Source organism: Nocardiopsis flavescens (assembly GCF_900141985.1).
GTDB lineage: Bacteria > Actinomycetota > Actinomycetes > Streptosporangiales > Streptosporangiaceae > Nocardiopsis > Nocardiopsis flavescens.
Genome location: NZ_FQZK01000031.1, coordinates 1 through 23082, shown reverse-complemented (window position 1 = coordinate 23082; position 23082 = coordinate 1). Strand labels below are relative to the sequence as shown.

The following is a 23082-nucleotide window of genomic DNA, read 5'->3' as shown; positions in this document are numbered from 1 at the left end:
TCTTGCTCCCGAGTGACCGCGGTCCCCCGCCCCGTGCGCCTCCGCGGCCGAGACGGGCGGTACAGCGCGGCCGAGGGCCCCGTGACGGTGAAGGGGATGGCCCGTGCCCACACAGGACGCCAGGAACCTCCTCTACGGCCTGACCGGCATCCAGTACCCCACCGCCGACCCGGCCGCGATGCGCGCCCTGGGCGAGCACTACGCCGACATGGCCCGCAGGCTCGACGAGCTCGGCCCGATGATCGCCGCGTCCCGCCGCCGCGTCCAGGACACCTTCGACGGACGCACCTCGGAGTACTACGCACAGGCGCTGGACCAGTTCACCACCGGGCGCAACGACTACGTGGGCCAGTCCTCGGACCTGGCCTCGACCCTGTCGCGCAGCATGCGCGAGGGCGCCGCCACCGCCGAGTACACGGTCATGATGATCTGGGGCCAGCTCGTCGCCCTGCTCGCCGAGATCGCGTTCGCGATCGCCATGGCCAAGTGGACCTTCGGCGCCTCGCTGAACTGGATCCCGATGTTCCAGCGGCTCCGGTCGCTCATGATCGGCCGGATCCTGCTGTGGGCCGTCTCCACCGCCGTGCCGCACCAGATCATCGCCCAGCTGTTCGCCTCGCTGGACTCCATCATCCAGCGCATCCAGATCGGCAACGGCACCCGCGACCACCACGACGGCGACCTCACTTCCGGCGCACACGTGGGGGCCGCCATCAGCGGCATCGTCTCCGCGTTCCTGTCCACCGGCCTGTCGGCCCTGCTCAGCCGCCAGTTCCGCACGTTCCTCACCACCGCCCTGCGCAACCTCCGCGACCTGCCGCCGCCCCCGCGCACCGCGGCGCCCGCGCCCGCCCCGGTCCGCGACACCCCCGTGCCGCCCCCGGCCCGGAGCACGCCCGACCCCGATGCGCCCCCCGGCACAACGCGCCCGCCCGGACGCGACGCCGCTCCGCCCCCGGCCCGCGAGGCGTGGGACGCCGTCAACCGGGACCTGGCCGAGGTGCTGACCCGCAACGGCGACTCCCTCGCCGTCCCCTTCGACCCCGACCGCGGGCTGGGACAACTGCCCTGGCAGGCCACCGGTTCGGCCGCGGCGTTCCGCGACGACCTGGCGGGGGTGTTCCAGCGCAATTTCGGATCCGAGGTCGGCGAACAGGCCGCGCGGGACCTGGGCCGCGGCTACGCCGACGCCTTCATGCGCCACTGGGGCACCCCCGACCTGGTCCCCGCCCTCCACCGCGCGCTCGCCGACTCCGGGCTGCCGCCGACCGTGAACCGGCACCTCGCCGAAACCGTGCCCGGAACGCTGACGAGCGGCGTCGCCCGGTTCGGGGAGCACTGGACCACCCGGCTCAACACCGTCGGCGGCGACGCCGCCGTCAACGGTGCCCTGGCCGGCTACACCGGCGACCTGCTCGCCAACGGCATCACCACGGGCGAGTGGAAGGCCGACCCGTCCTCCGCGTTCACCGGCGCCGTCGAGAGCGTGCTGTCCAACACGGTCACCTCCGCCATGATCAGCGGCATCGACCGGCTCGACCGGCCCGACCTCGCCGACGAACTCGACGGCGTGCGCGACCGCCTCGACTCCGCCCCGGTCCCCGCGCACCCCGCCGACGGCCCGCCACCCGCGTCCGGGGAGGACGTGCCCGTCGCGGACCCGGGGCTGGACGGGGGCACCGGAGGCGGATCCCCCCGCCCCGGCGACGGCATCGCGCCCCCCGCCACGGAGTCGGACGGCGGCGGACGCCCCGCGGACCGGGACGGCGAGGGCCCCGCCCCGGAGAACGCCCCCGCGCCGCCCCCCGTCGCCGCCACAGGCGCGGGGACGGGCACGGCCACCGCCCCGGCGGGCCAGGGCACCGCCCCCGCCCCCGGCACCGAGCGCGGTAGCGGTCCGCGGCCCGCGTCCCCGGACGCCGGCCGCGACACCGGGGCCAGGGACGGCACGATCCGCGAGCGCGGCGACGACCGTCCCCGGCCCGAGGCCCGCCGACGCGCCGATGGGGACACCGCCCCGCCCCCCGCCGTGCACGACGACGGGGGCGGGGCCGCCGACAGACCCGCGGGGGGCGGGCGGACCGCGTTCGACGAGGCCTTCTTCTCGCTCCTCGCCGACGGCGAGACCGCGCCCCGGTTCTCCGGCGACGGCCCGCCGCCACCCGCCGCCGACGGCGTGGGCACGGCCGCGGACGGCGTCCGCACCGCCCGCACCGAGAGTTCGCCCGGCACCGGCACCGCCCCGGCGGCATCCGGGAGCGCCGCACCGCCACGCGGTGACGCGTCCGGCCAGGACGGCCCCGCGCCGGCCGAGGCCCCCGAGGCCGACGGGCCGGACCGGGAGGGGCGCGCCCCGGCGGCGGACGGCCCCCGCACCGGCTCCGAGGCCGCGGGCGGCGCCTCCGGACGGCGGGACGAGCCGCCCGTGCCGCCGCCGTCCCCCGTCGCGGGGGACGGCGGGCGCACCGCGCCGGCGGACGCCTCCCGGCTCCTGCCCGCCCGGGTACGGCTGGACGCCGCCCAGCGGTTGCAGCGCGGCATCTTCGCGGCCCTCCAGGACTCCCTCGCCCACCTCCGGGAGGCCCAGCGGCTCGACGCCGACGTGCGGCGTCTGCCCCCCGACCACCCCGACGCGGCCCGGCTGCACGAGGAGGTCACCGGGCACCACCGGCTCCGGGAACGGGCCGACCGGAACTTCGCGACGCTCAAGGCCATGCAGGCACGGCTCCTCGACCCCGCGGAGCCGGTCCCGACCATGACGGCGACCGCCGCCTCCCCGGGCACGGACACACCGCGCGACCGGCCCGTCTCGTCGGCCGAGGCGCCCGGGGAGCTCCCCCGGGAACCGGAGCGGCGGGCATCCCCGGCCCCGGAGGACACCGGCCCGCCGCCCGCCGGCGGACCGGGCGGCGACCGGGACGGCGCCGGCGGGGACCCGGACGGGGACCGCGGGGCGAGCACCCCGGTCCAGGCGTACCGGGCCGTGTCCGGCGGCGCGTTCCGCCCCGACACGGACACCGCACGCGCTCTCCTGGCCGAGGTGCGCGAGGCCCGCGCCCGGGCCGGGCTGCACTTCGCCCGGGCTCTGGACCTGCGGCACGAGGCCGGCCGGCAGGGCACGGACACACCCTGGACGGCGACGCTGTACACGGCGATGGCCGAGGACGCCCGCGAGCACGGGCTGGCCGCCGAGAGGCACGCGGACGACCTCCACGACCGGCTGCGCGCGGTGCTGGACGACGGCACCCCCGTCCAGGTCAACATGATGCGTTTTCAGGGGGTGGACGCCCCGGGGCCGAGCGTCCAGGGACACGGCGGCGGGGACTCCGGCGGAGCCGCGGGCCGCGCCACGGGCGGGGGCGGCGAGGGCGGCCCCCCGCCGCCCGGGGACGGCGCGGGCACCCCCCGTCCCGAAACGGTCTACGAGCTGGACTACCTGCTGGACGCCCCGCGCCTGGTGGGCCCGCGGCTGGTGTTCGCCGACCACCTGTCCTCGGCGGTCGGCACCGACCGGTCCACGGGACGCACCGCGCTGACGGACGCCGAGAACACCGCGCTCCTGCGGGCCCTGGACGCGGAGATCGCGCGCGTGGGCGTGCCCCCCTTCCTCCGGGAGCCGGGGCACCGCGTCTCCTTCACCCTCGACGGGCTGGAGTGGACGGCCGACGTGCGCCTTCGCTCCGACCGCAACGCCTACCGCCTGCTCCCCGCGGACACCGACGGGGAATCCCCCCAGTACCTGCTCAGCCGCGGCCACGAGCGCGGTCACACCACCGGCGCCTCCACGGCGAATTCCACCGGTTCGGGCCGCACCGTGAACCTCAAGTTCAGCGCCAACCCGGTGTTCCTGGGCGTCGACGCCCTGACAGGCGCCTCCATCGGACCCAACTTCAGCCTGGGCGGGAAGTTCTCCCAGGGGGCGCGCTCCACCGCCACCTCGGCGTCCGTCAAGACCACCGCGGCCACCGCGATCGAGAACGCGTCCCCGGTCTTCCTGTACACGGCGGACCTGCGGCTGGACACCACCGTGACACCGCCCGCCGGGCACCCGACCCTGACCGGGCCTTTCGGGGAGGTCGCCCTCGTGCGCGAGGGCATGGCCCTGGCCCTGCAGGGCGAGGTCTCCGACTCCTCGTCCCGGGCCCCGCGCCACATCGTCTTCCCCGCCGACGGCGCCCCGCGGACCGAGCACGGCGGGCTGCCGCTCACGCTCGGCGAGGTCGTCCACGAGACCGTCCGGGACGGCACTCCCACCAGGACCGCGCTCGGCGACTGGGTGGCCGAGCGGCTGGTGCCGCGCGGGAACGACGGCGGCAACGCCCGGAAGGCGCAGGAACGCGAGACGCTGCGCGCGTCCATCCGCGAGGCCCTGTCCCGGGAGAGGCTCCAGGACCTCCTGCCCGGCATGAGCGCCGGCTCGGTCACCCTGACCCTGTCCGGCCCCGGCGGGGGCGACCGCATGGTCCGGCTGTCGAGCAGGCCGCTGGAGGCCACGGCCCGCAGGCACACGCCCAAGGTCTCCGAGTTCAGCAGGTTCGACACCGTGGACCGCTCCTCCGGGCACTCCGGCACCCGGTCCCGGTCCCGGGGGTTCAGCATCGGCGCCGGCTTCGGCGCGGCGTTCGAGCTTCCCAGCGGGCACACGCTGCGCATGGACGCACCGACGCTGGAGTACAGCTACAACCGGTCCCGGAGCAAGACCCACGACCAGAGGCAGAGCGGGTCCAGGCGCACCATGACCCGCGCGGTCGCGGAGGGCGAGGACGTCGTCCCCTATGACGTGCGGCGCGAGTTCAGCGTGCGGGTGGAGGGCGACGCGGAGCCCACCCTGTTCCGGGGGGAGGGCACCGAGCTGGTCCCGGTGTCCGACGCGCTCCAGTGGGAGCGGGCGGCCACCGGGACGGACGGCGCGGTGCCGGCCCCGGACCCGGACGCCCCGCGACCGCCGTTCCTCAACCTGCGCCGGGACCGCGTCACCGACTTCACCGGGGCGACCGTGACGGGGTACACCCGCACCGGCGCCGACCCCGACGGGTTCACGGTCTACGAGCGGTTGGCGTACAACGTGCTCCAGGAGATCGCGGCCGTCCACCCCGGCATGGTCATCCCGGACCTGGCCCGGACCGGCACGGACTACGCGCGCCGGCGGGCGGACGGCACGTTCCTCCAGCGGACCCTGCGCGAGCGGTGGGGGTTCCGCCGCAGCCGGGACATCGCCCGGGACAACACGATGCGGGTGCTGGAGGCGCTGTCGGAGGCGTCCCTGCGGTCCCGGCCGGGCGAGCTGGCCTCCCCCGGGGGACTGGCGATCCACCTGACCGAGGACGCCACCGTGGACCCGGGGCTGATGCTGCGCCGGGGGGAGCTGCTGCGCCCGGACACGGTGACCGTGCGGGTCCACGCCGACTTCGGCGCGCTCCGGCACCACCGGGAGGTCCGCACCCAGACGGGGGCGCGCTCGGGGGGTTCCGCCGGGGCCTCCTCCTCCCGGGGCAAGGGGTCCACGCACAGCCTCTCGCTGGGCGCGGGGTTCGGCCAGCTGCGCCCCCCGACGGAGGACGCACGCGGCCTGCCCTCCCGGTTCGGCTCGGTGTCGGCCTCCCTGACCGGCACCCTGGGCCGGTCGGTCAGCCGGTCGCTGGGGCTGTCCCACACCAGTGACGAGTACCTCTTCTTCCCCGGCGGATCGGACCGCTGGGAGGGCGACGTGGCCTTCAGTGCGCGCCTGCACGAGTACGACGCCGACGACCTGACCCGCGGGGGCGGGGGCGTGCCCCTGCCCAGCGCCGCCCTGGACGCGCACGTCTCCCTGAGCACGGCGCGCGCACGTACGGCCCCGGTGGAGCCCCGGCCCCCGGGGACCGCCGGACGGCCCGCGCTGCCCACGATCGCGGAGGAGGCCGGGGCGGAGACGGCCGACGGCGGAACGGCCGCGACCGACGGGGGGACCGTGCCGGGCACCGGGCAGGCGCCCGGGGTCGAACCGCTCGACACCGACCGGGCCAGGCGGATGGTCGGCGGCCACCTCTTCCGCGAGGCCGAGCCCCCCGAACCCGCCCCGACGCCCGAACGCGAGCGCGCCCGGCGGCTGCTGCGGGCCGGCGGGACCCCGACCCGCGTGGCCACCGACCTGCCCGGGCGGGGCGGCGGCGACGTGCTGCGGAACACGTACCGGACGATCATCGGACCGCGGCGCGGCCCGTTCGCGGTCTTCGACGGCTTCGGCCGCAAGCTCCGCAGGTTCCTGGAGACGGGGAGTTCGGGCCGCTCCTCCCTGGAGAACCTGCTCTCGTCCGACACGCTGTCCTCCGGCCCGGGACTGACCTCGCGCACCGGCGTGCGCTCGCGCGAGGAGATGAGCGGCGGCCTCTTCTCCCCGCACGACGTCCGCTTCACCACCGCCACCCGGGTCGAGCCCGAGGCGGTCGAGGACCTCCAGCAGGTCCGCGCCCAGATGATCATGGCCGGCGAGACCACCCTGAACATGAGTTCCGCCGCCACCCGTTCCCGCAGCGTGGACGCCCGGGTGGGCGGCGGGGCGGCCGGGACGACCAACCGCCACGTGGACAGGGAGGTCCAGGAGAACGACCCCGTCAACCGGCTCACCCCCGGCGCCGCGGTCGGCCCGATCCCCCTGGGCGCGCCCGGCCACACCTGGAACCTCTTCTCCTCCCGGCTCACCGACACCGTGACCGCGTCGTTCTCCTCGACGGTGATCCTGGTGCCCAAGCACATGACGGCGTACGCCTACCGGGTCTCGGGGCGGATCACGCAGGCCGCGGAGCTGATGAAGAACTGGGGGATCCTGGCCCCGGGCACCTGGTACACGAGGTTCCGGGGGTGGACGGCGCAGGTCCCCGACCTGCTCTCGGGGTACGTGTCGGCGCGGGACGCCCAGGAGGCGGGCGTGGTCCTGGACCGGGTCACCGAGCGCGAGGACGGCGGCCTGGACCTGGACGGCCAGCCGAACCCGGACAAGCCCGCCCACGCGCGGGTCCGTCCCGGCTTCGAGTCCTCGGGCCGGCGCGCCCAGCCGGCGGACCCGACCGCGGCGCTGCACGACCTCGCGACCCGCCTGGCCGACCAGGGCCTGGAGCTGACCGCCCAGAGCCGGGAACGGCTGCTCCAGGCGCTGACCACCCAGCTCGGCAACGCCACCGACGACACCACGCCGGTTCCGGTGCGCGTCCGCGCGCTGGGCCCGGACCCGGTGGAGGACGCCGCCCTCCCCCGGCCGATGCGCCGGGCCCGCGACGCACGCGTGCACCTGAGCACCCTCGTGGACGCCCGGAGCACCACCGTGGACCACATGGCCTCCTCCGACGCCATGATCGAGTCGCACTCCTGGAAGACCGGAGGCTCCCACACCGACACCCGGGCCACCGGCGGCTCCTCCTCCGTCGAGGCGGTCCTGCTCCAGCCCACCCCGTTCACGGGCGACGAGAGCGGGCCCGACGACCAGCCCGGGCAGCGGCCCCTGTTCGTCACCCCCGCCGCCGGGCGGAGCGCGGGCCACACCGACAGCCGGACGCAGAAGCGGACGAGCGGGGAGGAGCACAGGGTCCGCCTGGACATCTTCGGTCCCTACGTCAAGCTGGAGCAGGACACGACCGTCTCCCTGCGGCTGGTCGACGGCGCCGGGCTGGACGTCACCGGCACCGGCACCGGCGGCACGGTCCGGACCACCTACCCCTACCCCTACATCGACTTCTCCGGTCCGGCGACGGCCGCCGCCGCGGGCGGGGCCGCCGCCGCGGGCGGTGCGGTCCCCGAGCGCCCCGAGCAGCCGGACCCGGACGCCCACGACGCGGAGCAGGGGTCGCCCGCCGAGGTGCTGGCGGAGTGGACGCGGCGGACCACCGCCTCCCGGCGCGCGGCCGACGCCGGAGCCCTGCCCGACGTGCCCGCCGACCTCCTGCTGCTGCCCGCCTCCGTGGGGACGGACACGGACGCCCTGAGGGACACGGCGATCGTGGTGGTCGCCCGCTCCCTGAACTGGAACCCCGGACCGGACGGCGTCCGCGACGGCGCCTATACCCCCGGGGCGGTGGCCCGGGCCCGCGCGTTCCTCGCGGACCGGCTGCTGCTCGACCCGCTGTACACACCCGTCGACCAGAGCACCGCCTCCCTCTCCCTCAAGGCCCTGTTCCACCAGGCGATGCACCGCCCCGAGGGGACGCCCATCCTCACCATCGGCGACACCGAGTGGCGGCTCAAGGCGCTGCCGGACTTCCACGGGGCCCGCATCCTGGACACCGTCCCGGGTTCGCGGCTGAGCCGGGAGGCGGTCACCGAGGAGGCCTCCGGCACCTCCGCCGGGTACACCGCCTCCACCGGCCAGGAGGGCTCGGTCCGCCCCGCCATGGTGAACACCGAGTCCACGGTCTACGAGGACCACGCCGCGGTCATGGGCCTGACCCCCGGACCGGCCACCGCGCGCGGCGCGTCCTCCGGCGCCGAGGGCGAGGCCGCCAAGAGCTCCCACCTGCCCGAGTCCGAGGACGACCGGTCGGGCCCCGCGTACCTGGTCGAGTTCGACGTGACCTGGGCGGTGGCCGCCCAGAGCAGGGTCGGGACGCCGTTCTGGAAACGCGGGGGCGGCACCCTGCGCGCGTCCGGGGAGACCGCCGACACGGTCAGCGGCTGGGTGACCCAGAACGACGCGATCCGCCTGGGCGTCCTCCCGCGGGACCTGGCCCCCGAGCTGCGCACCCTCAACAACGGCGTCCACGCCGCCCGCGCCGCACTCGCCGACGCGGAGGGCGACTACATGCGCGACCGGACGGACCTGGAGGGCCCGGTCCGGGACCTCGTCCGCGCGCACCGGGACCACCGGCGGTCCCTGGCCGCCCCGGCCGCCGACGATGACGGCGCGCCCCCGCGGCCCGGGCCGCGGAGCGTCCTGCACACCCGGCGGGTCCTGGACCTGGCTCGGAAGGCGTACCGGGACCAGGTCCAGCGGTACCGGACCTCCCTGGCCGGCTACAACACGCGCACCGGGGAGTGGACCGCCGCCCTGAACCGCACCCGGAGCGCGCTGGCCTCGTACGGCACCGCGGCGCCCGCGACCGTCCGGCCCACGCCGGCCCCGGCCGCGCCGACGGTCCCGGACCACGGGCCCACGGTGTCGGACCACCTGAGGGAGCGGTTCGCCGCCGAACTCCACCTGGTGCCGACCGGGTCGGACCCCGCTGGTCCGGCCGCCGCGACCGCGGCGCGCGACGCGGCGTCCGAGGCGGCCGAACGGGTCCGGGAGTTCGCCGAGGCGGTCCGCGGCACCCGGAACGGCATCGAGGGGGTCCGCAGGGACGTGGCCGGGGCCCGCGAGCGGACGGAGGGCCTGATGTCGGAGGCCACCGGCGGGACGGGGCGGACCGCCGGGGGCGCCGCCTCCCTCCGGGAACGGCTGGAACCCCTGGACGACGGGGCGCGGCGGCTCGGAGAGGACGCGGACCGCGCCCTGGCCGACACGACCGACCGGCGCGCAGCCCGGATCGCCGGCGTCCTGGAACGCGTGGACGCCCTGGCCGCGAACGCCGCCGCACTGCGACGGGACGCCGGGGAGCACCTCGACCGGGTGGAACACCTGGCCGCGCGGGCGCGCGAGCACGCCGACGCGTCGCGGAACCTGCTGGACAGCGCCCGTACCGCCGCCGCGAGCGCCCGGGACGGCGTGGACCGCGGACGCGGCCTCGAACCGCTCCTGCGCAGTGACGTGACCGGGGCGGAGCGGACCCTGCGGCTCGCCGGGCTGGACCCGCACGCCCCGGGGAACCCGCTGGCCGAGGCGCGCACCCGGTTGGAGGAGGGCGAGCAGGGCATGCGGGACGCCCTGCGGAGCGCTCGGGACACCGTCACCGCGGCGGATGGCGCGGAACAGGCCCTGACCGCGCTCACCGCCGCCGCCGGGACGGCGCGCCGGGAGGCGGGAGAACTGCTCCGGGCCGCGGAGGAACGGGCCGAAGCCGCGGCACGGCTGCGCGCGCGCCTGGACCCCGACGGCACGGTGCGGAACGTCCTCCCGCACCGTGGGGAGGACGGGGGCTCCGGTGCTCCGGCGGAGCGGCGCGCGGGCGGACAGCCGCCCCTCACCGTGCTCACGGCGCTGACCGACACCCCCGACCTCTCGTCCCGCCTGGAGGAGGCCAGGGCCATCGTCCGGGAGGCCGGTGCCCTCCACCGGGCCGCGGCCGGGCACTTCACCGCCGCCCGGGACCTGCGGGAGTCGGCCGAGCGGTATCGGGCGTCCTCCCCCCGGCTCGCCGACGTCGTCGCCCTGCTGGCCGGGGCCGAGGCGGCCAGGGGATGGGCCGCGCACCGGCACGCCGCGGAGCTGGACGGCCCCCTGGAGGCACTCCTGCGCCCCGAGCGGACCGTGCGGGCGTTCCCCGTCCTGGACGGGGACGGCGACCCGCCCAGGCGGTCCCTGCCGGTACCCCCGGGGTCCGGCGGCGCCCCCGCCCCCGGCCGCCCCGCCGGTCCGCGCCGGCCCGCGCAGCGGCTTCCGGTGCCCCCCGGCGGCCCGGTGCCCGGGGCGGGCTCCCGGCCTCCGCAGCCCGTACCGGCCGCCCCCGTCCCCGCCACCGGCGCGAACGATCCCTCCCTGGCCGGATACCTGGTCCTGGACACCGCGGAGGCCATCGGCGCGTACGCCGACGGGCCGCTGGACGACCCGGCCCACAACCCGCACGCGTTCGCCGCCCTGCCTCCCGAGCAGCAGCGGGCGGTGTACACCTACACCCGGACTCCGTGGATCTTCAACGACGTCCTGCGCTCCCCCGGCGGACCGGCCGGGGCCCAGGGCATCCTGGACGGCTGGCTGGCCGGCGGGGGCGCGGCCACCGAACTGCTGCGGCTGAACGGCATGCGCTGGCCCACCGTGGACGAGCTGCGCGGCCACGCCGCGGCCGGGGCCGGCCGTGAGGACCTGATCCGGCCCATCCTGGCGGCGGACTCCCCCGAGGAGGCGCTGAACAGGGTCAGAATGAGCGGCGGCAGGACCGGCCAGGTCCTCCAGGCCTTCGGCAACGTCTACCCGACGGCCGCCGACTACGCCGCCGAACTCGCCCGCCTGGACGCCGCCACCCGGCGACCGCTGCCCGAGCGCCTCGTGGTCACCCGCGGGGTGCGCGAACTCGGTTTCCTGGAGGGGTTCGACCCCGCGCGTCCGGAGGCGCTGGAGGGGACCTCCCACACGGAGCCGGGACTCCTGTCGACCTCGCTCGGCACGCTCCCGGTGCCCGGTCCGATGTTCCCCGTCATCATGCGCATCCGTCTCGGGCACGGTGCCCGCGGCCTGTGGGTGGGCCCCCACGCCGCGATCGGCATCCAGCGCGAGCTGCTGCTGCCCCCGGGGGTCGTGTACCGGATCACCGGGGTGCGGGTGGAGGGCGCGGTGCTGCGTCTGGAGGTGGTCGTCGAACAGCCCCCGCCGCGGGCGTCCGCGTCCGGCCCGCGGCCGAGGCCGCCGGGTCCGCGGCCACCAGGGCCGCGGCCCCCGAGGGGCCGCCCGAGCGAACCGTCCGGCTCCGGGTGAAGGGCCTCGCGTCCCCCCGCCCGGACGGGGCACGGGACCGCCGTGTCCACCCGGCGGCCCCCGCGCGCCGCCGGACCGGCGGGGGCCGAGCCGTCCGACCGGGCCCGGTCGGGGAACGGGCCCGCGCCCGCCCCTGCCGGTCCGGGTCCGGGAGAAGGAAGGCGTTCGCGGGGCGGTCGCACCACGGCGGCCGTCACCGGTCGCACGCCGTGGTCGGCGACCCTCCCGCCCTCCCGAGCACACCACCCCTCAGGGCGGCACACCCGGTACGCTGGGCGCTCGCCGCGTCCGGCCGCCCCCTCACCTCCCGGATGGAGTCCATGGATCACCCCCGCGCACCCCACGGAGGGGGCCGGCGCCGCGTGCTGGCCTGCGGCGCGACCGCGCTGGCCCTGGTCCTGGCACCGGTGGCCGCCGCCGCCCAGCCGGCCGACCCCTCCCCGGCACCGCCCGCGGCCGACGACACCGCGGTGCCGCAGGTCCTCGACGTCTCCGACGCGTCCTGCGCGCAGGACGCCGACCGGGTCATCGAAGACGCGCCCTGGACGCACGGGGCCCTGGGCCTGGACGAGGCCCACGCCCTGGCGCGGGGCGAGGGGGTGACGGTCGCGGTCCTGGCCTCGGGCCTGGACGCCGGGACCCCCGCCCTGGAGGGCGCCGTGACCGGCGGCGCGACGGACGAGGACTGCCGCGGGTACGGGACCTTCCTGGCCGGGGTCGTCGCCGCCCGCCCCCGCCCGGACAGCGGGTTCGTGGGCGTGGCACCCGCCGCCCGGATCGTGGGCGTGGCCACGGGGGACCCGCGGACCGGCGAGGTGACGGCCGCCGGGCTGGCGGCCTCGCTCCGGTCGGCCGCCGAGTCCGGCGCCCGTGTGGCGGTGGTCGGCACGGCGGTCACGGAGGGGTCGGCGGAACTGAGCGAAGCGGCCTCCGCCGCCGAGGAGGCGGGGGTGCTGGTGGTGGCGCCCGCCTCGGTGTGGAGCGGCGACGGCGCCCGGCCCGGGCACCCCGCCCGCGAGTCCACGGTGCTCTCCGTGGCCTCCCACTCCCCGGACGGGCGACCGGTGGTGCAGGAGGTTCTGCTGGTTCCGGGCGAGGCCGAACCCGCCCGGGTGGACCTGATCGCGCCGGGCTCACAGGTCCTGGGCATCGGCCCGGGCGGCGAGGGGCACCGGACCGGGCAGGGCGACGGGGTGGCCGCCGCGTTCGCCGCCGGGACGGCCGCCCTGCTGCTGTCCCGCGAACCCGGGCTGACCCCGCGGCTGCTGCGCGAGCGCCTGGTGGCCACCGCCTATCCGTCGGCCCTGGGGCCGGCGGACCCGGTGACCGGGAGCGGGCGGATCGACCCGGTGGGCGCGATGGTCGCGGCCCCGGGCGGACCGGGTGAGGCGGTGGAGGGCTCGGAGTTCGTCCCCGACCCCTCGGACCGGGGGTCGATGGAGTCCCTGCCGGTGCTCCTCACCGCGGGAGGGGCGGTGCTGCTGCTGGCCCTGGCCGCGGTGGCCCGCCCGGTGCTCGCCGGCGGGCGCGCCCGCGGGTGGCGCCCGGCCCGGACCGGCGGGCGGGACGGCCGGCGGGACTGAGCGGTCCGCGAAGCCGTCGGGGCCCGGGGGCGCACACCCCCGGGCCTCTCGGCGTCAGGCTCCCCCGGTCCCCTCCTCCCCGGGCATGCGGGCGAGCTGCACCTCGACCGGGTCGCGCCGCGAGACCCACATGGCGCGCCCGGGGGGCAGCACGCGGGGGCGGAGGCCGAACACCGTGCCCTCCGACGGCGGGCAGGACAGCAGGATGCCCGGGGTGTTCATGTCGATGAGCGAGCGGATCACCGGGTCGCCGGAGACCCTGCGGGCGAAACCGCCCGCGGCGTGCGCCAGGACCAGGTGCAGGCCGATGTCGGCGCCCTGGGCGAACACGGGGGCCAGCGGGGCGAGCGGGTTGGGCCCGCCGCCGGAGACCATGTCGAGGTCGTCGATCACGATGTACAGCTCGGGCCCGTGCCACCAGTCGCGGCGCCGGATGCGGTCGGGGGTGACCTCCGGGCCGGGCAGCCGCTGCTGCATGGCCTGCGCCGACGCGGCCAGCAGCTCCCGGGCCTTGTCGGCGGAGACCGCGTAGCCGAGCTGCATCTCCCGGGGCACCGCGTCGAACAGCCCGCGCCGCTGGTCCACCAGGACCACACGGGCCCCGTCGGGGTCGGCGTCGCGGGTGACGGCGTCCAGGACGCGGCGCAGGACGTTGGTCTTGCCCGACTCGGTGTCGCCGACCACGAGCAGGTGCGGCGTGGCGGAGAAGTCGTGGACGAACGGCTTCATCCGGCGTCCCTCCACCCCCAGCGGAACGCGCAGGGCCCCGTTGTCGGTGGTCTCCACCGGCGGCATCTCCTCCACGCGCACCAGCGGGGGCAGGGTGCGCACCTGCGGCGCCCGGGGCCCGTCCCAGGCCGCCTCGACGCGCCGGATCAGCTCGGCGGACCCGTCGGTGACGGTGAGGGGGTCGGCGATCCCGTCGGCCCGGGGCAACCCGGTCAGGAAGTGGGACCTGTCCTCCGTGATGCCCCGGCCGGGGACGCGCGGAACGGTCTGCGCCGCGCGCATGTGGACGGCGGAGTCCACCGGGTCGCCCAGGCGCAGCTCGAAGCGGGTGCCCAGCAGGTCGCGGATGCCGGTGTGGAAGTCGGCCCAGCGCGGCGAGGCGACCATCAGGTGCAGTCCGTAGGTGAGCCCCCGCTGTGCGAGCTGGATGAGCGAGGCCACCGAGTCCATGAAGTCCTGGCGGACGGTGCCCCAGCCGTCGATGACCAGGAAGACGTCTCCGTGCGGGTCGTCTGAGAACTCCCCCGCGGCCCGCCTGCGCCGGTAGGTCGCCATGGAGTCGATGCCGTGCTCGGCGAAGAGCGTCTCCCTGCGGGTGATCAGCTCCTGCATCTCGAAGACGGTGCGGATGATGCGGCGCTCGTCGGTGCGCGAGGCGACGCTGCCCACGTGGGGGAGCCCGCGCAGGGACTGCAGGACGCCGCCGCCCAGGTCGATGCCGTAGAACTGCACCTGGGCGGGGGTGTTGGTCAGGGCCAGCGCCAGGATGAGCGAGGCGAGCAGCGTGCTCTTGCCGCTCTGGGGGCCGCCGGCGATGCCGACGTGGCCGCCCTGTCCCGCCAGGTCGGCCACCAGCGGCGGGCGGGCCTGCTCGAACGGCCTGTCGATGAGCCCGACCGGGACGCGCAGGAGGGTGTGCTCCCCCCAGGCCAGGCCACCGGGAGCGACCCCGCGGCCGACCAGGGCCAGCAGCTCGTCCAGCAGGGGCGGGGTGCCCAGCGGGGGCAGCCACACCTCCCGCGCGGCCGGCCCCTTGTCCCGGAGGCGTTCCAGGGCCGCGGCCAGCAGGGTCGGGGCCTCGCCCTCGTCCCGCTCCTGCGGTTCGGGCTCGACGGAGGGGGCCGGGACCCGCGGCATCCGGTACAGCTCGGTGAAGGGGACGGCCTCTCCCCCGGTGGCCGCCCGCCGGGCGGTGCGGGCCGCCACGCGGTGCGGGCCCGAGACGTAGGCCGCCTTGAACCGGGTGAGGGTGTCGGTGTCCCACTTGAGGAACCCGTTGCCGGGTGCGGAGGGCAGCTGGTGGGCGTCGGGGACGCCGAGCACGCCGCGGCTCTCGATGGCGGAGAAGGTCCGCAGGCCGATCCGGTAGGAGAGGTGGCTCTCCAGCTGGTGCATGCGGCCCTCGTCCAGGCGCTGGGAGGCCAGCAGCAGGTGCACGCCCAGGCTGCGCCCCAGGCGGCCGATCATGACGAACAGGTCCATGAAGTCGCGGTGCGCGGCCAGCAATTCGCTGAACTCGTCCACGACCACGAACAATGTGGGCATCGGATCGAGGTTCGGGTCGGTATCCCGTGCCTTCTGGTACTCGTGCACGGAACTGAAATTGCCCGCCGTGCGCAATTGCTCCTGCCTGCGGACGAGTTCGCCGTGCAGGGCGTCCTGCATTCTCTCGACGAGAACGGCCTCGTCGGCGAGGTTGGTGATCAGCGCGGAGGTGTGTTTCAGCCCGTCCAGGCCGATGAAGGTCGCGCCGCCCTTGAAGTCCACCAGGACGAAGTTCAGGGTCTCCGGGGAGTGGGTCAGGGCCAGGGAGAGGACCAGGGTGCGCAGCAGCTCGCTCTTGCCCGAGCCGGTCGCGCCGATCAGCATGCCGTGCGGGCCCATGCCGCCCAGCGCCGACTCCTTGAGGTCCAGCTCCAGGGGGGACCCGTCCTCGGAGATGCCCACGGGGACGCGCAGCCGGCGCGCCGGCCCCAGGGCCTTCCACGCGCGCTCCACGTCGTGCTGGTGGACGTTGGGGATCCCCAGCAGCGTGGTCAGCTCGAAGTCGGTGGTCAGCGGCTCGGTGATCTCGGCGGAGAGGCTGATCCGGTACGGGGCCAGCATCCTGGCCAGGGCGGTCGCCTCGACCACGCCGAGGGCGTCGGGGCGGCCGACGCGGGTCTCCACGGGACGGCCGTTGTTGTCCCGGTCCAGGATGGCCAGCGAGGAGGGCGTGGCACGCAGGTTGAGCACGCCCGGGTCGTCCAGGAGCGGTTCCCCGTCGTCCACGGTGATGACGACGGCGTTGCGGTACCCGCCGCCCGTCAGGCGCGAGCCGGCCGGGACCCGGCCGCCGTCCACGATGACGACGAAGAACGGCTCCTCGCGGTCCGGGGAGGCGAGGGGGTCGAAGCCGGGCCGGTCCGTGAGCCCGTCCCCGGCCAGCGCCTCCAGGTCGTCGGCGTCTCCGGCGAAGTAGCGCACGCTGCCGGCGGCGTCGGTCTCCGAGGGGTGCTGGAGGTGGGGCAGCCACTTGGCCCACGACCACTGCGGGCGGGCGTCGTCGGAGGCGCATACGGCGATCCGCAGTTCGTCGGGGGCGTGCACGACCGCGAGCTGGGCCGCCAGGGCGCGCACCAGGCCGCGGCAGGCCCGCGCCTCACCGCGCACGGAGATCCGCGCGTAGCCCCGCAGGTACAGGGAGACGGGCTGGTCCTCGACCATGCTGTACGCCCGGATGAACCGGCGCAGCGCGTGGGCGCTGAGGGGTTCGAGGTCCTCGACGGGCTTGGAGGACAGCGGGGAGATCTTCATCGCCAGCGCCTGCTCGCCGACCGCGACGCGCGCCTCCGCGAAGTCGTCGTCCCCGGCGCGCCGCTCCCACAGGCGCGAGGTGCGCACCAGGGACCACAGCGTCTCGGGGTGGGGCGCCCGCCAGAGCATGGCGTCGCGCTGCTCGGTGACCACCTCCCGGAGCCGGGTGCGCATCTGCGCGAGGTAGCGCAGGTAGTCGCGCCGGTCGCCGTTGAGCTTGCGGCGCCGCTCCAGCGCCGTGCGGACGAACTGGCCGCCGAGCATCACCAGGGCGCCCAGGAGCATCATGCCTCCCGCGACGTAGGGCATGACGCCGGCGTTGCCGCCCCCGCCGAAGGATCCGGGGCGGATGAACAGCATCATCATGGCCAGCGACGTGAGCGCCATCGGCAGGTACATGAACACGGACGAGCCGCTGGACTGCGGCTCTGACAGCTCGGGGGGCTCCTGGAGGCTGATGTCGCCCGAGGGCATGTCCGGGCCCGGCCTGCGCGGCGGGCGCCGGACGAGGATGGTGCTCAAAACCTGTACCTCCGGAACGGCTGCTGAACCTTAAGGATTTTTTAAGGTAATTCGGCTCTAGGCGCCAGAAAGGCGTTCTGCCGACATTCATTCGACCAGGCCTGATACTCTTACCAGTGTCAAGTTCTTCACACAAGGCCGAAAAATCGGCTCATCCAGTTCCACAGTCACCGATACCCTGTTAATGTTCCGCCAGGCCCGTGACTTTTCAGGCATTAAGCGACACTTCCTCCATGCTTGGAGACCGGATGAGCGACCCCTCTGGGGCGGAGCCCTGTCGTCTCGTGGTGCGAGCGCCCCACCGCACATTCGAGATCGCCGTGCCCACGGACGTGCCCGTGGCCGAGCTGCTGCCCACCCTCGTGCTGTACGCGGAGGACGAGGACGGCGAGGACCTCGACGAGAGCGGGCTCGACCACGACGGCTGGGTCCTGCAACAGCTCGGCGACGAGCCCGTACCGACGAGCGAGACCCTGGCCTCCCTGGGGCTCTACCACGGCGAGACCCTCTACCTGCGGCCCCGCCGGGACCAGCTGCCCCCCATCCACTTCGACGACCTCGTGGCCGGGGTGGCGGTCGGCAGCGCGGACCGCCCCGACCGCTGGTCGCCCCCGCACACCCGGGCGACGCTCCAGGCGCTGGCCCTGGTCGCCCTGCTGCTCGGCGCCCTGGTGCTGTTCCTGGGAGACCGCCAGCAGCTGACGGTGATCGCCGGCGCGGGCGGCGCGGTGCTGATGCTGCTGGGCGCCTGGGCCGCCTCGCGGGCCATGGGCGACCCGATCGCCTCGACCGGGCTCGCGGCCTGCGCCGTGCTGTACATGGCCCTGGCGGGCACGGCCCTGACCGCCGGGGAGCCGGGCACGCTGCTGACCGGCGCCCGGGTCCTGACCGGCGCCATGGCCGGGGCCGGCGCCACGACCCTGGGGGTCGCCGCCGTCGCCGGCTCGGTGCCCTTCTTCACCGGAGTGTTCGCGTTCCACCTGCTGGTGGCGCTGGGCGCCCTCATGGTGATGTTCGTCCCCGGGGCCACGGTCGGCGCCGCCGCGGGCGGCACGGCGGCCCTCGCCCTGCTGGTGGCGACGTTCTCCCCGCAGCTGTCCTTCCGGCTGTCGGGGATGCGGCTGCCGTCCCTGCCCGCCAACCCCGAACAGCTCCAGGAGGAGATCGACCCCTACCCGGCGCGCCAGGTCCTGGAGCGCGGCACCCTGGCGGACCACTTCCAGACCGCCCTGCTGGCCGCCACCGGGAGCGTCCTGACGGTCAGCCTGGTCGTCCTGGCCTGGACCGGGGGCTGGGTCGCGGTCTCCCTGTGCGTCGTGACGGCCCTGGTCACCCTGCTCCAGACGCGCGGGATGTCCTCGGCACGCCAGCGCCTCTCCCACCTCGCACCGCCGGTGGCCGCCGCCGTCGCACTCGTGCTGTACCTCACCCGCGGCCCGGAGGGGACCCCCCTCCTGGTCGCGGTGATGGTCCTGGCGGCGACCGCCGGGGCACTGGCCGTCCTGTCCTGGTCCGTACCGGGCAAGCGCCTGCTGCCCCACTGGGGCAGGGCCGCCGAACTCCTCCAGGCGGTCCTGGGCGTGGCGATCGTCCCCCTGGTCCTCGGGCTGTTCGGGGTGTACGGCCTCCTGCGCGCGGTCGGGGGCTGAGCCGTGCAGTCACGACGCGACAGGGCCCAGGCGCACGACTTCATGATGGGCCGGCTGGGCACCGCGATGCTGGAGGCCGACCCCAACGCGGTGGACGCGCCCCTGCGCCGCACCCGCAACACCCTGTACACCGGCCTGGCGGTGGGCGCCGTCCTGTGCGTGGGGTTCCTGGTGTTCGGCCTGCTCTTCCCCGGGGGCGCCGCCTCCTGGCGCCAGGAGGGGAGGCTCATCCTGGTCCGCGACACCGGCGCCTCCTACCTCTACTCCCAGGGGGTGCTGCGCCCGGTGGACAACTACGCCTCGGCCCGGCTCATCCAGGGGGAGGGCATGACGGTGAGCCTGGTCCGGGAGGCCTCCCTGGAGGGGGTGCCGCGCGGCGGCCCCGTCGGCATCCCCGCGGCACCCGACTCCCTGCCCACCGGCGAGGTCGGCACCGTGTGGCGGCTGTGCGCGGTGACCCCCGCCGGGGAGGCCGCCCACCGCACCTCCCTGACGCTGGACGGCGCCGAGGGCACGGTCGTGCCGCCCCCCGAGTACGCCGTCGCGGTGGTCGGTCCCGACGAGCGCCACCACCTGCTGTGGGCCGACCGGCGCCTGGAACTCGACGTGGCGGGCGGCGCCGTGGAGGCCCTGGGCTACGGCACGGTCCCCGCCCTGCCGGTGTCGGACTCCTTCCTGGCCGCGGTGCCCGAGGGGCCCCGGCTGGCCGCCCCGGAGGTGCCCGGCCTGGGCGAGACCTCCGACGCCGCGGGGCTGGAGGAGCACCGGGTGGGAACGCTGTTCACCGTCCCCTCCGGCAACGGCGCCGCCCAGGACTACCTGCTGGGCGACCGGGGCCTGGTCCCGCTCACCGTGACCGAGGCCGCGCTCCTGCTGGCCTCCCCCGCCGTCCGCGAGGAGGTGTACACGGGGTCCGAGCCCGAGGCGGTCCCGCTGGCCGCCGGAGAGGTCCGGGGGCTGCTGGCCCCCGGCGCCGGTGCCGGAGAGGCGCTGGCTCCCGGGCTGCCGGCCGTCCCGCCCGAGGCCGTCCCCGAGGGTTCGGGCAACCCCTGCCTGGTCGTCGGGCCCTCCGGGGAGCGGTCGCTGGCCCTGTCCCCCGACGCCTCGATCACGGCCCTGCCGGTCCAACAGGTCCCCGGCATCTCCCCGGGGTGCCCGACCCCCGACCTGGTGGGCGTGCCCGCGGGCGGCGGAGCGCTGGTCCGGGCCAGCCCCGAGGCGGGGGCGAGCGACGCTCCGACCTACTACCTGGTCACCGAGGACGCCGCCAAGTTCCCGCTGCTGGACGCGGACACGGTCGCCGCCCTCGGCTACACGGAGGAGGGGGCGGTGACGACCCCCAACTCGATCCTCAGGCTGCTGCCCACCGGGCCGGTGCTGCACCCGGGCCTGGCGGCCCAGCCCCTCACCCCACCCCAGGACCCCGCGGCGCAGCCGTGCCCGGGGCAAGCGCAGGAAGCGGTCTGAGGGACCGCGGAGAAAGGAGCGCCGTCATGAGCACGATGCGCAATACCGACGAAGCCAACAGGATCGCCAGCGAGGCCATGACCGAGGCGCACGGCAGGTGCGACTCCGTCTACGTCCGCGTCGACGCCGCCCGCGACGCCCTGCGCGCGGGCTGGCAGGGCGGTGCGTCCAACACCTACAGCGAGGCGCTGGTGCTGTGGCTGGAGGAGCTGCGGCTCATCACCAACGGCATGAGCCGGATGGTCGAGACCTTCGGCGGCACCGTCCAGTCCATGCACGCCGTGGAGGACACCAACACCCTGGAGGGCTCGGCCCTGATCAGCCAGCTCAACCCCAACCAGGCGAGCAGCTGAGGCCCACGCGCCGCAGCCCGCCCCACCCCGGAACGGAGCGAGAACATGTCGGGTTTCCACGTCAACTTCAACGCCATGGGCCAGGGGGCGATCGACCTCCAGCAGGAGACCACGGAGGTCTCCAACGCCCTGAACGACCTCCAGCAGCAGATGGCCGCCGTGCGCAGCGACCTCGAAGGCGCCACCGCCGAGTCCTACGACGTGGCCATGCAGAACTGGGCGCTCAACCTCGAAGACATGCGCACGCTGCTGAACGGCGCGCAGGTCGCCCTCGGCAACATGGGCGACAACTACGGCACGACCGACAACCGCGAGGCCAACGAGTGGCGGAACCTGGCCTGAGCCCGGGCCCCGCCCGGCGGGCCCGCCACCCGGTAGGGCGGGCCCGCCACCCTCCCCGAACCACCGTCGCGCGCAGGAGCCGCCATGCCCCCCGACCCGATCACCTCGATCGACCTGGAGACCGTCCGGTCGTTCGTCACCACCTACCTGGCGCCCTTCTCCACGGGCCTCAACACCCACATCTCCGAGTTCGAGTACTACGGGGAGGGCCAGGACGGACCGCACGTGCGCATCGGCAACCCCTCCCACCTTCCGGAGGCGGGCATCCTCGGCGGGCGTTTCGACACGAGCCTGCTGGCCGTCCACACCGAGCTGATCGGGCTCCAGGAGGAGGTGGGGCGCATCACCGACCGGCTCAACAGCAACATGCTGGTCTTCCTCGGGCTGGAGGAGGACGAGGAGCTGACGGCGGCCCAGCTGCTCTCGATCATCGGATCGCCTTCGGCGACGGGCGACCGGCCGCCGCCCGCGAGCCCGCCGCCCGCGACCGGGGCCTGACCCGGAACGTCCGCACGCACAGGGGCCGGGGAGGACCATGCCCGATCGAGTCGTCAGATACCTGAACATCTTCGCCGACCGCGAGGAGGGCGGGAACCACCCGCCGATGCCCGCACTGAGCACCGTCACGGGCGAGAACTGGTTCTCCCAGGGCGTGTACGACATCCGCAACCACATCGCGCCCGGGAGCTTCGCCTCCCACGAGTGGGACATCGTGTGGTGGCAGCCCAGCCACCGCTGGCGGAACGGGCTCCGGCAGAACCACGCCTGGGGGTACCGGTTCAACCGGAGCCTGTGGGAGGGGCGCGAGTCCGCCGAGTCGGTGTTCCGGGAGCGGCTGCACCGGCTCACCGGTGTCATGCAGGCGAGCGCGGACTCCACGGGGTACAGCGTGCTGTCCCAGACCGACGCGGCCACCCGGCTCGGCAACCTCAACACCTTCCTCACCACCACGACCGGGATCAGCGACGGGACGGCGAACGACAGCGGCCTGTTCTCCCTCTACCGGCGGATCGACGAGCCCGAGGGCGGTTTCCAGGGGAACGCGGCCGGCATGTTCGCCGCCCGGGTGTACGACCTGGCGATGCGGCTGACCAACATGCAGATCCAGCTGGAGGACATCCGCCAGGGCATCAGCGACACCCGCACCGGCATCGTGGAGGCCGTCGCCGGCTTCGTCGCCGCCTACGAGAGCTGGAACGCCGACCCCCGCGCCTCGTTCCTGGGGTCCATCCGGCACTGGTACCAGAACACCACCCTCAGCGCCCAGCCCCAGTGGACGACCGCCTTCCACCCGCACGGCCGCTACCAGATACCGCTGACCGCCGACGGCGTCTGGGGGGCGCCGACGCTGGGCGGCAGCGACACCCACGCCAACGACGCGGTCCAGCAGGTCTGGCTGGACCACCTGTCCACCCTGGGGACCGCCGCGGAGAACCTGTACAACGCCCTCGGCACGACCTACTCCGCGGTGTCCGGGCGGGTCGACCCGTTCCGCTCCCCCCAGGGCGGGCTGCCGCCCGGTTTCACCCCGAACCCGGCCATCGGCGGGGGTGACGGCGACGGGACCGGGGGAGGGACCGGAGGCGGCGACGACGGGTTCGACATCGAGGACCTGCTCGGCGGGAACAGGCCCCCCGGCGACGACGGGGGCAGCGGCTTCAACGTGGAGGACCTGTTCGGCGAGAACGGGCCCCTGGGCGGCGGTCCCGACGGGGGCGGTCCCGGGGGAGGCGGTCCCGACGGGGGAGGCAGCGCCTTCGACCCGGACCGGCTGGCGGGCGCGGGTCCCGAGGTCACCACGGTCAGCGACCTCGCCGGCGGCCCCGGCGGGGGCGGCGGCGCCTTCGACCCGGACCTCCCGCCGGGCGGGGTCCCCGAGGGCGGCAGCACCATCAGCGACCTCGCCGGCGGCGGGGGCGGCCTCCCCTTCCCCGGCGGTCCGCTGCCACCGGGCGGCAGCACCATCAGCGGTGGCGGCAGCCGCTCCCGCCGACTGGAGACGGACCCCGCCACCGGCCTGCCCATCGACCCCGGAACGGGCGAACCCTTCCCCGTCGACGACAACGGAATCCCCTTCAACCCCGACACCGGCCTCCCCATCGCCC

8 protein-coding genes and 1 pseudogene are annotated in these 23082 nt (G+C 75.8%); 8 read left to right on the top strand and 1 reads right to left on the bottom strand.

Features of this window, described 5'->3' with window-relative positions; translation table 11 throughout:
• Positions 1–103 precede the first annotated feature (103 nt).
• Both BUE45_RS28340 and BUE45_RS28335 read left to right on the top strand, forming a co-directional pair.
• Positions 104–11536: a WXG100-like domain-containing protein gene (locus BUE45_RS28340; protein WP_073383985.1), complete on the top strand. Its 11433-nt coding sequence runs from the start codon at positions 104–106 to the stop codon at positions 11534–11536.
• Positions 11537–11856: 320 nt separating this feature from the next.
• Positions 11857–13119 (top strand): S8 family serine peptidase, encoded by a 1263-nt coding sequence (locus BUE45_RS28335; protein WP_073383984.1) that lies wholly within the window; start codon positions 11857–11859, stop codon positions 13117–13119.
• Positions 13120–13173: 54 nt separating this feature from the next.
• Here the strand turns inward: BUE45_RS28335 and eccCa are convergent, their stop codons facing one another.
• Positions 13174–17166, bottom strand: a complete 3993-nt coding sequence (eccCa, locus tag BUE45_RS28330) for a type VII secretion protein EccCa (RefSeq protein WP_073383983.1) — start codon at positions 17164–17166, stop codon at positions 13174–13176.
• A 248-nt stretch (positions 17167–17414) separates the two neighbouring features.
• On the opposite strand from eccCa, the gene eccD reads away from it, so the two are divergent.
• From eccD to BUE45_RS33945, 6 genes and pseudogenes are all read left to right on the top strand, one after another.
• Positions 17415–18815, top strand: coding sequence for a type VII secretion integral membrane protein EccD (gene eccD / locus BUE45_RS28325; RefSeq protein WP_073383982.1), 1401 nt, complete (start codon positions 17415–17417; stop codon positions 18813–18815).
• 3 nt (positions 18816–18818) lie between these two features.
• Positions 18819–20282, top strand: a complete 1464-nt coding sequence (gene eccB / locus BUE45_RS28320; RefSeq protein ID WP_073383981.1) for a type VII secretion protein EccB — start codon at positions 18819–18821, stop codon at positions 20280–20282.
• Positions 20283–20308: 26 nt separating this feature from the next.
• Positions 20309–20635, top strand: a complete 327-nt coding sequence (locus BUE45_RS28315) for a hypothetical protein (RefSeq protein WP_073383980.1) — start codon at positions 20309–20311, stop codon at positions 20633–20635.
• 45 nt (positions 20636–20680) lie between these two features.
• Entirely contained in the window at positions 20681–20977 is a 297-nt protein-coding gene (locus BUE45_RS28310; protein ID WP_073383978.1) for a WXG100 family type VII secretion target, read from the top strand.
• An 84-nt stretch (positions 20978–21061) separates the two neighbouring features.
• The gene (locus tag BUE45_RS28305) at positions 21062–21475 is read left to right on the top strand and encodes a hypothetical protein (RefSeq protein WP_073383977.1); all 414 of its coding nucleotides are present in this window, start codon (positions 21062–21064) and stop codon (positions 21473–21475) included.
• Between the two features lie 37 nt (positions 21476–21512).
• Positions 21513–23082: pseudogene (locus BUE45_RS33945) on the top strand (hypothetical protein); the annotation flags it as partial.